The sequence below is a fragment of the Kitasatospora acidiphila genome, from assembly GCF_006636205.1.
GTDB classification, from domain to species: Bacteria; Actinomycetota; Actinomycetes; order Streptomycetales; family Streptomycetaceae; genus Kitasatospora; species Kitasatospora acidiphila.
This window is the reverse complement of the sequence record NZ_VIGB01000001.1, coordinates 59,177-71,346: the sequence shown is the minus strand read 5'-3', so window position 1 is coordinate 71,346 and position 12,170 is coordinate 59,177. Positions and strand designations below refer to the sequence as shown.

The 12,170-nt window shown below is 71.3% G+C and carries 15 protein-coding genes and 1 pseudogene; 7 read left to right on the top strand and 9 right to left on the bottom strand.

The window, feature by feature from the left end; translation table 11 throughout:
• Position 1 precedes the first annotated feature (1 nt).
• Entirely contained in the window at positions 2-478 is a 477-nt protein-coding gene (locus E6W39_RS00335) for a (2Fe-2S)-binding protein (protein WP_141631700.1), read from the top strand.
• Positions 479-517: 39 nt separating this feature from the next.
• Here the strand turns inward: E6W39_RS00335 and sbnB are convergent, their stop codons facing one another.
• The 6 genes from sbnB to E6W39_RS00305 are packed head-to-tail and all read right to left on the bottom strand — an operon-like array spanning position 518 to position 5,590.
• Positions 518-1,564: a 2,3-diaminopropionate biosynthesis protein SbnB gene (gene sbnB, locus E6W39_RS00330; RefSeq protein ID WP_181798996.1), complete on the bottom strand. Its 1,047-nt coding sequence runs from the start codon at positions 1,562-1,564 to the stop codon at positions 518-520.
• Entirely contained in the window at positions 1,561-2,529 is a 969-nt protein-coding gene (gene sbnA / locus E6W39_RS00325; RefSeq protein WP_141631699.1) for a 2,3-diaminopropionate biosynthesis protein SbnA, read from the bottom strand. Before sbnA ends, sbnB begins: the two co-directional genes overlap by 4 nt.
• Positions 2,530-2,560: 31 nt before the next feature.
• A complete protein-coding gene (locus E6W39_RS00320; protein WP_220140131.1) occupies positions 2,561-3,322 on the bottom strand; it encodes an SDR family oxidoreductase in 762 nt (253 codons plus the stop codon).
• Positions 3,319-4,170 carry a TauD/TfdA family dioxygenase gene (locus E6W39_RS00315; protein ID WP_141631698.1) on the bottom strand — a complete coding sequence of 284 codons (852 nt, stop codon included), beginning with the start codon at positions 4,168-4,170 and terminating at the stop codon, positions 3,319-3,321. Before E6W39_RS00315 ends, E6W39_RS00320 begins: the two co-directional genes overlap by 4 nt.
• Positions 4,152-4,727, bottom strand: a complete 576-nt coding sequence (locus E6W39_RS00310; RefSeq protein ID WP_141631697.1) for a DUF6309 family protein — start codon at positions 4,725-4,727, stop codon at positions 4,152-4,154. Before E6W39_RS00310 ends, E6W39_RS00315 begins: the two co-directional genes overlap by 19 nt.
• The gene (locus E6W39_RS00305) at positions 4,724-5,590 is read right to left on the bottom strand and encodes a phytanoyl-CoA dioxygenase family protein (RefSeq protein WP_228717854.1); all 867 of its coding nucleotides are present in this window, start codon (positions 5,588-5,590) and stop codon (positions 4,724-4,726) included. The genes E6W39_RS00310 and E6W39_RS00305 overlap by 4 nt, the downstream gene beginning before the upstream one ends.
• Before the next feature lie 672 nt (positions 5,591-6,262).
• Here E6W39_RS00305 and E6W39_RS00300 point away from each other — a divergent pair.
• The 4 genes from E6W39_RS00300 to E6W39_RS00285 all read left to right on the top strand — a co-directional run bounded on the left by E6W39_RS00300 (position 6,263) and on the right by E6W39_RS00285 (position 9,090).
• Complete coding sequence (locus E6W39_RS00300; protein ID WP_141631696.1) at positions 6,263-6,907, top strand: cyclodehydratase; 645 nt, start codon at positions 6,263-6,265, stop codon at positions 6,905-6,907.
• A gap of 233 nt (positions 6,908-7,140) precedes the next feature.
• Positions 7,141-7,527, top strand: coding sequence for a nuclear transport factor 2 family protein (locus tag E6W39_RS00295; protein WP_181798995.1), 387 nt, complete (start codon positions 7,141-7,143; stop codon positions 7,525-7,527).
• Between the two features lie 333 nt (positions 7,528-7,860).
• On the top strand, positions 7,861-8,730 hold the full coding sequence (locus E6W39_RS00290) for an LLM class F420-dependent oxidoreductase (RefSeq protein WP_141631694.1): 870 nt from the start codon (positions 7,861-7,863) through the stop codon (positions 8,728-8,730).
• A gap of 174 nt (positions 8,731-8,904) precedes the next feature.
• A complete protein-coding gene (locus E6W39_RS00285; protein WP_141631693.1) occupies positions 8,905-9,090 on the top strand; it encodes a hypothetical protein in 186 nt (61 codons plus the stop codon).
• A gap of 137 nt (positions 9,091-9,227) precedes the next feature.
• Here the strand turns inward: E6W39_RS00285 and E6W39_RS00280 are convergent, their stop codons facing one another.
• Positions 9,228-9,683, bottom strand: coding sequence for a PaaI family thioesterase (locus E6W39_RS00280; RefSeq protein WP_141631692.1), 456 nt, complete (start codon positions 9,681-9,683; stop codon positions 9,228-9,230).
• 118 nt (positions 9,684-9,801) lie between these two features.
• On the opposite strand from E6W39_RS00280, the gene E6W39_RS42535 reads away from it, so the two are divergent.
• Entirely contained in the window at positions 9,802-10,443 is a 642-nt protein-coding gene (locus tag E6W39_RS42535; protein ID WP_141631691.1) for a TetR/AcrR family transcriptional regulator, read from the top strand.
• A 98-nt stretch (positions 10,444-10,541) separates the two neighbouring features.
• On the opposite strand, the gene E6W39_RS00270 is transcribed toward E6W39_RS42535, so the two are convergent.
• Entirely contained in the window at positions 10,542-11,012 is a 471-nt protein-coding gene (locus E6W39_RS00270) for a hypothetical protein (protein ID WP_181798994.1), read from the bottom strand.
• Positions 11,013-11,081: 69 nt separating this feature from the next.
• On the opposite strand from E6W39_RS00270, the gene E6W39_RS00265 reads away from it, so the two are divergent.
• A complete protein-coding gene (locus tag E6W39_RS00265; RefSeq protein ID WP_141631690.1) occupies positions 11,082-11,339 on the top strand; it encodes a hypothetical protein in 258 nt (85 codons plus the stop codon).
• A 146-nt stretch (positions 11,340-11,485) separates the two neighbouring features.
• Here the strand turns inward: E6W39_RS00265 and E6W39_RS00260 are convergent.
• Positions 11,486-11,899, bottom strand: a pseudogene (locus E6W39_RS00260) (thiamine pyrophosphate-dependent enzyme); the annotation flags it as partial.
• Positions 11,900-12,170 lie beyond the last annotated feature (271 nt).

Below are 12,170 nucleotides of genomic sequence, written 5' to 3'. Positions count from 1 at the left end.
CTTGCCTCAGCACACCTTCATCCTCAATGGGCAGCAGGTCACCGTGGACGTCGAGGACGACGTCCGGCTGCTCTGGGTCCTGCGCGACGTCCTCGGCGTGACCGGCCCCAAGTACGGCTGCGGACTGGGTGTCTGCCAGGCCTGCACCAGCCACATCAACGGCAAGGCCTTCAACCCCTGTTCGGTGCCGGTGGGCGACGTCCAGCCCACCGACCAGGTCACCACCATCGAGGGCCTGCCGGCCACGGTCGGCAAGGACCTGCACCCGATGCAGGAGGCCTGGCTGCAGTTCGACGTGCCGCAGTGCGGCTACTGCCAGCCCGGCCAGATCATGGCCGCCGTCGCCAAGGTGCTCCAGGCGCGGGCCGCCGGGAAGCAGCTCGGTGACGCCGACTACGACGAGATCCGCAACATCTGCCGCTGCGGCACCTACCACCGGATCCGGGAGGCGATCGCGGCAGCCCAGAACCAGTTCTGACCAGCCACGGCAGTGCGCTCCGGGGCGCACTGCCGTGCTTCAGGCCTCGGCGGTCCGGTGGCGGTCGAGCTCGTGGAAGAACCCGCTGATCGGAACGGCACCACCGGCTGCGACGGCCTGCTGGTACACATAGGCACCGACGGCGAGGTCCAGCACGCCCAGCCCGAACGGCGAGAACACCACCGGCCGGTCGGGCGGGGCCGTGAAGGCGCCGGTGAGCAGGTCGTAGAGGGTGGCGTGCAGGAACTCCCGGGTGCCGGTCCGCTGTTCGGCCAGGTGGACGGAGGTGTCCGCCTTCAGCACGTGCTCGACGTCGTCGACCACGTTGACACTGCGCAGGATCACCTCGGTGCCCAAGTCCCGCAGCGAGATGTGCAGCACGACCGGGTTGTGGTCGAACCAGGCGGGCGCGACGACATGCGGTGCGGCCGCCGTGGTGGCGAAGACCAGTAGATCGGCGCCGCGGACCAGCTCCTCGGGCCGGCTGTACACCCGGACCGGGCGGCCGGTGGGTTCGAGCACCTGCGCGGCGAACGATGCGGCGTATCGGCCGTCGCGGTCGAAGACGCCGAACTCCTCGACATCCCAGTCGAGTTCGGACAGGTATTCGTGGACGAAGCGGGCGATCAGCCCGGTACCGAAGAAGCCGACCCGGCGCGGGGCGCCGCGCGGGGCGGTCAGCCGGCGGGCGGCGCAGGCGGCGGACGCCGCGGTGCGCACCGCGCTGATGATGGAGCCCTCCAGGCAGGCGAAGGGGTAGCCGGTCCGGGGATCGTTGAGCAGCAGCAGCGCCGAGGCGCGAGGGAGACCCAGGCCGAGATTGCCGGGGAAGCTGGAGACCCACTTGATCCCGTCGACTCCGATGCCGCCGCCGACCGACGCGGGCAGCGCGATGATGCGCGCATCGGGCCGGTCGGGGAAGCGCAGGAAGTACGACGGCGGGTTGACGGTCTGCCGCTGCCCGTGCAGCCGGTAGGCGTCCTCCACCAGGGCGATGACCTCCGCCCGGCGCCCCCGCAGGCTCTGCTGCACGGCCTGCCCCGGGACGACGCAGAACGGCGGAGGGCCGAGCTGCCGGCTCATCATGACTCCTCGAGGTAGTCGAGCACCGCGCCGTAGGTGCGGTGGACCCACGAGTCGTCGTACACCGTGTCGATGTAGCGTTCGCCGTTGTCGGCGGAGACGGCCACGGCGGTGAGGTCGCCCGCCGGGTCGTGGTCCGCCAGCCAGCGGGCGGCGCCGCTGACCACCGTTCCGGTGGAGCCGCCGAGCAGGAATCCCCGCCGGGCCAGCCGCCGGCACATCCGCACCGTGTCCTCCTCCGGCACCTGCACCAGGTCGTGCACCCGGGCCGCGTCGAGCAGCGGCATGCGTTCGCTGGCACCGACGCCCGGGAGGTGGCGCGGGCCCACGGGCATGCCGAAGTTCACCGAACCGACGCTGTCCACGGCGATGACCCGCACGTCCGCCCGGTTCTCCCGGAAGTACCGGGAGCAGCCGGTGAGGGTGCCGCCGGTGCCCGTGCCGACGAAGAGCGCGTCAAGTGCGGGGAACTGCTTGGCGATCAGCGGCGCGGTGGTCTCGTAGTGGGCCAGCCAGTTGGCCGGGTTCTGGTACTGGTTGAGCCAGACGTATCCCGGGTGGCGCAGACACAGCTCCCGCACCAGCGCCTTGCGGGCCGCGAGGTAACTGCCGCTGCCGTCCGGGGTGTCGGCCACCACGACCCGGGCGCCCAGCGCGCGCATCAGCTTGACGGTCGCCGGATTGCACTTGGGATCGGTCACGCAGACGAAGCGCAGTGACTTCGCCGCCGCGACCACGCTCAGCGCCACGCCCAGATTGCCGGAGGAGGATTCGACGAGGGTGGAGTCCGCAGTGATCAGGCCCTGTTGGAGGCCGGCCGCGATCATGGACACCGCTGCCCTGATCTTGACGGAGCCGGCGAAGTTGAAGCCCTCGCACTTGAGGTGGAGCGGAATGCCGAGCGTGCTCCTGAGGTCGAGGCAGATGTCGCTGTCGAGCAGTTCATCCGCCGTGTGGATGATCGTCATGGTTCGCTCGCCTCTCTCTCGGCCGCTGAGGTCAGCCCCTGCCGATGAAGGGCATGCCGGCGGGGAGCACGGTGAGGAACTGCACGGTGGTGTCGGGCGGCATCGAGGCCATCAGCAGCAGCGCCTCGGTGAACCGCTCGACCGGGATGGTGTCCTCCGCGGCCAGCGTGCCGTCGGCCTGGAGGGCCGGGGGCTGGGGTCGGCCGTCGGGCGGCTCGACATTGCCCACGTCGATCTGGCCGCAGGTGATGCCATGGGGGCGGCCGTCCAGCGAGATGGCGCGGGTCAGGCCGAGGACGGCGTGCTTGGCCGCGGTGTAGACGGCCGAGTTCGGGCGCGGCGTGTAGGCGGACGGGGCACCGTTGTTGATGATGCGGCCGCCGCCCGGCCGCTGATGCCGCATCAGCCGGAACGCCGCTCGGGCGCACAGGAAGGTGCCGGTGGCGACGGTCTCCATCACCAGGCTCCAGTCGTCGAGCGAGACGTCCGGGACGGGGTGGCGGGGGGTCGGTGCCCCGGCGTTGTTGAACAGCAGGTCCAGCCGCCCGAAGTGGTGCCGCACGGCGTCGAAGAGGGTGTCGACCTCGTCGGGGTTCCTGATGTCGGTCGGCACGATGAGGATCCGCGCCGGCGGGGCGGCGGAGAGTTCCGCGGTCTCCTCCAGCGCCGCCTTGCGCCGGCCGACCAGCACCACCGACCAGCCGTGCGCCAGCAGGGCCAGGGTGCTCGCTCGGCCGATGCCGCTACCGGCGCCGGTGACCAGGGCGATCCGCTCGTGGGTCGGTGTGCTCACGATGCCTCCCGCTCGCTGAGCCAGATGCGCAGCATCCGGCGTGAGCGCGCCCCGGGCTCGTCGGTGAACGGCGAACGCCCGTGCAGCGCACGGCTGTTGCGGATGACCAGCAGCTCGCCGGCGGCCAGCCGCAGCCCGAAGGCGGTCTCCGGGCGGTGGAGCACCTCGTCGAGCAGGTCGAGTGCCTCCCGCTGCGGCGCGCTCAGCCGTTCGGCGCTCGCCCGCACTGTGCGGGGCTGGTAGTGGCAGCCGAGCAGCCCGTCCGGCTGGGTGAAGAAGATCGGCGTGACGTCGATCCGTCCGCCGCGGTCGCTCCGGTCGAACAGCCAGGGCTCGCGCAGCGGGGCGATCGCGGCCGGCCGCTCGCGCTCGATCACGTCGTACACCTGCCGGGCGCTGGCCAGCTTGGTGCTGCCGCCGCCGCGCGCGGCGGGCCGCAGGCACAGCAGCACCAGCAGGTCGCAGGCATCGCAGTGGAAGCCGAGCTCGGTGGCGCCGTCGCCGTCGCGGTCGTGCAGCACCTGGGCCAACTCGCCCCGCGAGTTCTGCGGAACGATCACGCCCCAGTCCCGGAGGAGGAACGACAGGCCCGCGGTGACGGCCTCGTCGCCGAGCCCGGCGGGGTCGGCCAGATTGCGGACGTGCGCGAAGCCGACGGTCCGGCTGCTGTCCAGCACGAAGGCGTGCAGCGCCTTCCGCACCCGGTCGGCATCGGTCCACTGCCCGGCCAGTGCGTCGGACCACAGCAACTGCCGCTCTTCATCGGTCAGTTCGCGGAGCCACAGGTCCCGTCTGGAGTTCAGGGCGGCGGCGTCCCAGCCGACATCGGTCACCGTGTCATCGAACATGCCCTCAGCCCTCCTTCGTCGGGTGAGCGCGGGAGGCTGCCGAGGTCACCGGCGATGAACGCCTCCACCCTCTCGTGCTCCGGCAGGCGACCCGCCAACTCCCAGGCCAGCATGCGGTGCAGGCCGTCCACATGGACCAGCGCGCCATGCGGACGGACACTCGCGTAGTCGCAGTGCGGCACCGCCCGGGTGCTCAGATAGACCGGCGTGAGCGGCGAGTCCGCCAGGAACGCCAGCTTGGCCGTGCACACCGGATTCGCCGCGGCGATGGCCGTCGGCCGCGCCCGCAACTTCGCCGCCGTCTGGGCCACCGTCAGGCCCGAACGCGGTACCAGCTCGTATCCGCCGCCCTCGCCGGTGTGCCACGGGAGCACCACACCGAGCACCTCCGCCCTGGACAGCAGCACGGCATGCCAGCAGCCGAGCGACTGTTCGGCCCGCCACAGGTTCTCCACCCCGTCACGGTTGCTGTTCCCGGGGTGCGCCCGCTCGGCGGGATGGTCGCGCAGATACGCGAGCCGCACCCGGTCGAACGCCACTGGTGCGAGGATCCTCATGCCGCCAGCCTCCTCAAGTCCTCCCCGGGCGAGCGGAGATCGGCGTACTCGGTGAAGTGCCGCTCCGCGAACAGCTCCGGCCACCGGCCGCCGTCAAGCCCCAACTCCCGTGCCCTGGTCAGCATGTGGCGCCAGTACGGCTTCACGGGCCACCACTGCGCCCCGGTCTGGCAGTAGGAGGCGTCGACGAAGTAGCGCGGCTTCCCCGCGCCGGTCGCGGCGGGCCTGCGGGGCCTGCGAGGCCTGCGGGCATGGAACAGAGCGGAGTTGATGAGCACGGTCGATCCGGCCGGCAGCCGGCCGACGATGACCTCGCCCGGGAGTTCGGCCGTGTCCAGCCGGGCGCGCACGGACTTCTCGGCCGCCTCGCGCTGGGAGCCGGGCAGCACGACCAGACTGTCCATCGTGTCGTCGAGACCGCCCAGGTAGTGCAGCGCGTGCACCATCGTCAGCGACAGGTCCCCGCGGGTGTTCGGCTCACGGTCGTGATGCCATGGCTTGCCGGGCAACCGGGCGCTGTGCCGGTCACTGTGCAGATGGTGGAAGACGAACGGGGCACCCAGCAACTCGGCGGTCAGCTCCAGCAGCGGCTGGTGGGTCAGGAGTTCGCCGTGCGCCGGCAGCTCCAACTCCATCACCGGCGGCGGACCCTGGCGGGCCGGATCGGTGCAGCAGGCGATGGAACGGGCCCGGAGGCCGTCGTCCACCCAGTGGTCGACTTCGGCCGTGAGCCGCTCGACCAGGGGAGGCGGCACCAGGCCGGGGATGACGAGGTAGCCGGACTGCGTGAACTGTTGGCGCTGTGCGGCAACGGTCCCGCGGTCCTCAAGGAGAGGTTGCATCAGGAACCGCATCTCTTCCATGGGGCGACGCAGCGTCGCCACCCGGTGTGAATCCCGAGAGCGTTCCGGTCCGACGGTCGTAGGCCGGGCTGATTTCCCTTCTGGAGACGGCTGGACCGGAAGGTGCATCAAGAGGATGGCCTGAAGGATCAGCGGGCCGGCCGGGGCCGCGTCACTGTCGGCGGCTCACGAGGTGTCACCGCACCATCGGCCGCTCGTACGACACATTTGACCGTAGGCCCGATGGGTCGTCCACGCAACAGATTCCGCTGCCGCGCCGGTGGGGCGGTCCCAGCGAGCTGCGGGGGCCGGGCCGTTGGTCAGGCAAACGGTCATCGCACGCCTGCTGTACAGCAACCGGTGGATGTGGTGACATGTTTCCATCAGGAGCGTCCGCTGGATGGCGAGGACTCCGCTGCACCCGCACCGGCCCGACCGGCTCCCCGTGCACCAGAACCCCGCACCGGCAGGCTCATCCTGACGGTCACTCAGCACCTTCCCCCACCCCGTACGGGACCGCGGCACGCCCTCGGCCCCGGCCATGTGCGAGCCCGACCGCGCCGGGTCCACCGGCCGACCAACGGATGAGCCGCCCCACCGGCGCATCCGCCGGGGTGACGCATCGTCCCGCCGCCCGGAGCGCCGGACGGCCCTGCCAACCCCGGCCGGCGCCGGGGTTCCCGGAGGTACCAGATGAGAGCACTGCCCGTCGCACTGCGAGCCCCGCTCCTGCTCGCCGCCGCCGTCGCCCTGGGCGGCCTGGCGGCGGCCCCGGCCACCGCGCAAACCAGCGCACTGCCCTTCCAGTGCCAGGCGACCCCGCCGATCGGCTCGGCGCAGACGTTCGCCCTGAGCGCCAGCGCCAATGCCACCGCACCCGCCACCGTGACGACCGGCCAGGCCTTCAGCGTCACCATCGCCCCCGGCGCCCTGACCGTGCCGTCCTCGGTGAACGGCAACACCATCAACTCGATCAGTGGAATCACGCTGTCGATGCCCGTTCCCGCCAACGCCTCGCTCAGCGGCGTGAGCCTGTCCGGCGGCTCCGGCCTGGGCTCCGGCGCGCCGAGCACCAGCGTCAGCGGCGGCACCATCAGCCTCAAGGTGCCCGGGCCGATCGCCGGCGGCAGCGCGTTCACCCTGCCCACCATCACCCTCAAGCTGACCGCCGGCGCGGCCGGCGGCACCGTCAGCACCCATCTCGCCGGCAGCAGCTACTCCAGCCCCGGCCTCACCTTCACCGCCACTGTGCCGGAGCTCTTCTTCACCGTGTCGGTCCCCACCGCCTGCTACCCGTCCCCGAGCCCGGTGCTCAGCACCACGAGCATCACCTCCTGATCCGCGCCTGACGGACACGCCGCGCCCCCGCGCCCGGCCCACCGGCGCGGGGGCGCTCCGGCGGTCCGGACACCCCCTCGATCCACGCAGTGGCGGCCGGCCACGGCGGCGCCCATCGCGAAAACGGGCTTCGGCAATCCGGAGTTGAGTATCGTGATCGTGCGGCCCGCTGGTCCTGCAGCCAGCTGGTCGTACAGCCTGCTGGTCCAGGCAACCGGTCGAGAGGGGACACCGTGTACGACTCCGCACAGATCGACGTCGTCCGCCGCTTCTACGGCGCCAAGGGCGACTTGGACGTCATCAGGTCCGTGGTCGCCGAGGACGCGCGCTGGGACATCGCCGAGGGCTTCCCCAACGGCGGTGTGCACCAAGGCCTTGACCGCATCATCGGCGACTTCTTCCCGTTCCTCGCCGACTTCGAGGAGTTCCGCTGCGTCGGGGACGCGTTCTTCGAGGACGGCGACCACGTCATCGTCCTCGGCCGCTACCTCGGGACCACTACCGGTGGCAAGGCGGTGAGTTCGCGCTTCGCGCACGTCTTCACCGTGCGGGCCGGGAAGATCAGCCAGCTGCGGCAGACCTCCGACACGCTCCCCATCGCCCGCGCACTCGACCGCTGAGCCCGCGGCGTCGACCGCTGAGCCCGCGCAGTCGACCGCTGGGCGCTGCGCCTGCGCGCTCGGCCGCTGAGCCCGTGCGCGGCGGTCCCTGGCCGTCCTGCCGGCTTCCGCGTCACCCGGTCCGGGCGCTCAGGATCCCAAGAGGCAAGCGGAGTCGACCGGGCGGGCACCAGCCCCACATGGCTTCACACCGCACGGCGCCCCCGCCCGGGGGTAGGCAGCCCAGCGGGCCGGCGGCTCGTTCGCCGGCGGCGCCTCGGCTCTCGGCAGACGGCGTGCCGCGTCGCTCGTGTCCGCGTCCCTGTGGCTAGGGTGGGGCAGGAGGTGCGCTGGATGCGGGTAGGGCTGCACGCGCTCGGTATCGGTGACGGTGCCCGTCCCGAGGTGATCCGGGCCGTGGCCACGGCCGCGGAGGCGTACGGCTTCGCGAGGCTGTGGTGCGGCGAGCACGTGGTGCTCGTGGACAAGCCCGCCTCCCGCTACCCCTACTCCGCGGACGGCCGGATCGCCGTACCCGCGGACGCGGACTGGCTGGACCCACTGCTCGCCCTGAGCTTCGCGGCAGCGGTCACCAACAGGATCGAACTCGCCACCGGGGTACTCCTGCTGCCCGAGCACAACCCGGTCCTGGTCGCCAAACAGGCCGCCACACTTGATGTACTGTCCGCCGGACGGTTCAGCCTCGGTGTAGGCGTCGGCTGGTCGGCCGAGGAGTTCGCCGCTCTCGGAGTCCCCTTCACGGGACGCGGGCGCCGCACCGACGAGTACCTCGCCGCCATGGGCACCCTCTGGACCCAGGACCCCGCCTCCTACACCGGAGAGTTCACCCGGTTCGACGCGATCCGGGTCAACCCCAAGCCGCTGCGCGACGGCCGGCTTCCGGTCGTGATCGGCGGCAACAGCGACACCGCACTGCGGCGCGCGGTCACGCTCGCCGACGGTTGGTACGGCTTCAACGTGTCCGTGGCCGACATCCCGGCACACATCGCCGTTCTCGCGCAGGAGTGCGCCCGGCACGGTCGCGATCTCGAGGAGCTCACGGTCGCCGTCGCCCCGAGCGACGGCACCCCGGAGCACCTGCCCGAGCTTGCCGCAGCAGGCGTCACCGAACTCGTCGTCGTCGGTGCACCCCCGGCCAGGGCCGACGAGGCCGCCACGTGGGTCAAGGAACTCGCCTGGACATGGATCAGCTCGGGCGCGTGACAACAGGTCGGCCCGAGCACCAGTCGTTTTCACGCCGCACGGCGTCCCCGCCGGGAGCCGAGTTGACCGACTGCGCCCGGAGGACGCCGCGCACGTGGGCTACCCGGAGGTGGCGCGCTGGCCGGCAGCTGGGTAGACAACCCGTCCGCCGAGACCATCACCGACCAGAACCCGATGGGTGGTTGGAGCGACAGCGCCGGCTGGGAGAACGGCGACAAGTGCGCCTGGAAGAACACCGGCCCGGGCGCCGCCACCAACGTCAACTTCTCCACCGGGTCGTTCGCGATGCAGTCCACCTGGTCCAACGACGCCAACAACGGCCAGGGCGGCTGCGAGATGAGCCAGCCGATCGTCAAGTGACCCACGCTGCCGTCGGTTTCCCCTGCTGACCCGGATCGCCGCCCGCTGCCTGCACTGGGCGGCGATCCGCGTTGCGGGGACCGGTGGGACACACGGTCGACCAGGGCCACCTTCTCTGGGTGGCCCCGGTCAGCCGTTCAGTCGGCGGTGCGCAGGAGGCAGGTGAGGCGGGCGGTGCACACCCGTCGGGCGGTCTCGTCGGTGACGACGATCTCGTAGGTCGCCGTGGTGCGGCCGAGGTGCGCGGCGGTGGCGACTCCGGTCAGCAGGCCGGAGCGGACGCTGCGGTGGTGCGTGCAGTTCAGGTCGACTCCGACGGGGTACTTGGTGGGGCCTCCGTGCAGTGCCGCTGCCGTCGAGCCGAGGCTCTCGGCGAGGACGGCCGAGGCCCCGCCGTGCAGGAGGCCGTAGGGCTGGGCGTTGCCCTCGACGGGGAGCGTGCCGACTACGCGGTCGGCGGAGGCGTGCTGGATGCGGATCCCCATGCGGTCGCAGAGCGCGCCCAGGGAGAAGACGGCCGGCAGGTCGATTCCCGTAGCGGCCCACTCGTCCAGGATCTCCTGGGGGAAGGTGGTCGTGGTCTGGTCGTGCATGTGCTTCAGGCTCCGGTCTTCGTTGTCGTAGGTCGTCGCGTCTCCGGCAATTGCTACGGATATGTAGCTTCAGTACCGTAGCTTCAGCTGTGTAGCTTCGCAAGGTACGATCCGGGACATGGCCAGAGCGCAGACCACCCCCAAGCGGCCCTACGCTCCGCGGATGCCGCCGGCCGAGCGCCGCGAGCAACTGCTCGACGCCGCACTGGAGATCATCAACACCGCCGGCGTCGCCGCGGTGTCCGTCGACTCCGTCGCCCGCCTCGCCGGCGTCACCCGGCCGGTGGTCTACGGCCAGTTCACCGACTCCGACCACCTCCTGCGCGACCTGCTCGAACGCGAGGGAGAGCGCGCCCTCGCCCAGCTCGCCGACGTCATCACCACCGACCCGGCCGGCGCCGACCCCGCCGACACCTTCACCGCCGTCGCCCGCGGCTTCTACGACGCCGTCCTCGCCCACCCCGCACGCTGGCGCGCCATCCTGCTGCCCGTCGACACCTCACCCGCACCGGTACGCAGGTACAAGGAGGCCACCGAGGCCGACATCCGCGCCCGCTTCGCCGAGGCCGTCCGCCGGCTCCTCCAGGACCGGCCCGGCGGCGAGACCGTCGACGTCGACCTCCTCGCCCACGTCCTGCTCACCACCCTCGAGGACGGCGGCCGACTGCTCCTGCGCGACCCCGCCACCTACCCCCCGGAACGGCTCACCGACCTGGCCCGCTTCCTCGTCGAGACCTTCCTCCACCGCTACCGTTCCTGAAGGGCTGAACCGGGTACGGCTAGAACATTCCGGCTGATGTGACCGGCGGATGCACTCCGGGGTCTGGGCGCCGTTCCCCGAGCCCCGGTGGGACTGGTCTACGCTGCGCGGGCTGCGCGGGGAGTCCGCTGTGCGGCCCGCGCTGACTGCAGGCGCCCGATGCCCAGTTGGAGCACGAGCGTGCAGGCGATGGCGATACCGAAGGCGGGTCCGCCGCCGAGCGGTTCGGCCAGTACGGCGACGAGGAAGCAGAACACGGCGAAGCCCCACAGGCCCCGCAGGACGCCACGTAGGGTCGCCGCCGCCACGGCCGGTCCGCCCTGGGCGAGTGCGAAGGCGGCGGTGACGCTGGTGCCGATGGGAAAGGGTGCGAGTACACCGGTCGTGCTGGGGCCGAGCCGCGCCGCGGCGGAGGTCGGCGCGGTGACCAGCAGGGCCGTTGCCGCGGCACGGGCCGGCAGGTCCCATCGGAGTGGCGGAGGCGACGACGGCACCGGGCCGGGGTCGGTGCGGGCCAAGACCTTCGCACTGCACGCGGTCGCGGTGAACGAGAGGCCCAGCGCGACCACCGGCGGAACGGAGAGCAGAGCGATCGGTCGCCGGTGCGTGGAGGCTGGTGATCAGGGCTCCATGCGCGAATGTCGCGCAGATCGTGCTCGGGCGGGCGGCCGAAGGGCAAGGAGCCGCCAGCCGACGCCGTGCTGATCCGTTACGCCTGCAAGGACGTCAGCACCGCCCTGCGGGAGCGGCACACCGAACTCGACGTTGCCGTGGACGAGCTGCGCATCGTCCACCACATGCGCCTGGAGCGGCTGTTCTCCGTCGCGTTCCGGCGAGCCGTCAAGGACGGTGACCTGCTGGCGATCGACCGCGCCGTGCGCATCCTGGAGCAGTAGGACCAGGCGAGCCGGCATCTTCCGGTCAGCGGGACACGCTTGTTGGCACCGAGGGGTCACGCTTCTTGTGACCAGTCGTGAGTTGCGTCCGCTTCGCCGGCAGCGCACAGCCGTACCCGGTGACGCTGAACGGGTGCGCCGATGACGGTGCCGTACGACGGCAGACCGTCGACCGTTCCCTCCAGACCATGCCGAGCGAGGAGTTGTTGGAGACCACGACCTTCACCGGCAGCTCGTTCTGTACGAGCGCCAGGAAGTCGCTTATCAGCACGGAGAACCCACCGTCCCGGACAGCAACACCACCTGGCGGCCGCGGTCGAGGAACTGCGCGCCGATGGCCTGCGGGACGGCGTTGGCCATGGAGCCGTGGACGAAGGAACCGAGGATGCGGCACCGTCCGTTGGGCGTCAGGTAGCGGGGGCCCCAGACAAAGCACGTGCCGGGTCCACGGTGGAGACCGCGTCGTCGGCGGCCCTCTCGTCGAGCACCGAGGCCGCGTGCTCGGGATGGATCGGCGTGTGCTCCTCGACGTCGCGGGCGTAGGCGCCGATCGCGCCTTCGAAGGTGTGCAGGTGCTGCTTCCGGACCGGGTGTCCGTGGTGCTGGAGCTGGACGAGCCGTGACCGCAGCAGCTGGAACGGCCCTCCATCCCGCTTGTGAACAACGTGGCGGATGGAGCCGGCGGGAGTGGCCCGTGGAATCGGATCTCACTCGTTCCAAACAACCAGTGGCCGTTGAACGGTCGTCGACGGAGTGTTGAACAGCGCTTCCTAGCGTTAACGAAGTGCGTGGAGCTTTCCGCACACGTTCACCGCGAAGCACCTCAAGGGG

Bases quoted from the DNA above. Each gene is read 5' to 3' on its own strand.
- E6W39_RS00280 (WP_141631692.1), bottom strand. From the start codon at position 9,683: ATGCACGACCAGACCACGACCACCTTCCCCCAGGAGATCCTGGACGAG.
- E6W39_RS00300 (WP_141631696.1), top strand. From the start codon at position 6,263: ATGAGAGCACTGCCCGTCGCACTGCGAGCCCCGCTCCTGCTCGCCGCC.
- E6W39_RS00285 (WP_141631693.1), top strand. From the start codon at position 8,905: ATGGGTGGTTGGAGCGACAGCGCCGGCTGGGAGAACGGCGACAAGTGC.
- E6W39_RS42535 (WP_141631691.1), top strand. From the start codon at position 9,802: ATGGCCAGAGCGCAGACCACCCCCAAGCGGCCCTACGCTCCGCGGATG.
- sbnA (WP_141631699.1), bottom strand. From the start codon at position 2,529: ATGACGATCATCCACACGGCGGATGAACTGCTCGACAGCGACATCTGC.
- E6W39_RS00305 (WP_228717854.1), bottom strand. From the start codon at position 5,590: ATGGAAGAGATGCGGTTCCTGATGCAACCTCTCCTTGAGGACCGCGGG.
- E6W39_RS00310 (WP_141631697.1), bottom strand. From the start codon at position 4,727: ATGAGGATCCTCGCACCAGTGGCGTTCGACCGGGTGCGGCTCGCGTAT.
- sbnB (WP_181798996.1), bottom strand. From the start codon at position 1,564: ATGATGAGCCGGCAGCTCGGCCCTCCGCCGTTCTGCGTCGTCCCGGGG.
- E6W39_RS00265 (WP_141631690.1), top strand. From the start codon at position 11,082: ATGTCGCGCAGATCGTGCTCGGGCGGGCGGCCGAAGGGCAAGGAGCCG.
- E6W39_RS00315 (WP_141631698.1), bottom strand. From the start codon at position 4,170: ATGTTCGATGACACGGTGACCGATGTCGGCTGGGACGCCGCCGCCCTG.
- E6W39_RS00290 (WP_141631694.1), top strand. From the start codon at position 7,861: ATGCGGGTAGGGCTGCACGCGCTCGGTATCGGTGACGGTGCCCGTCCC.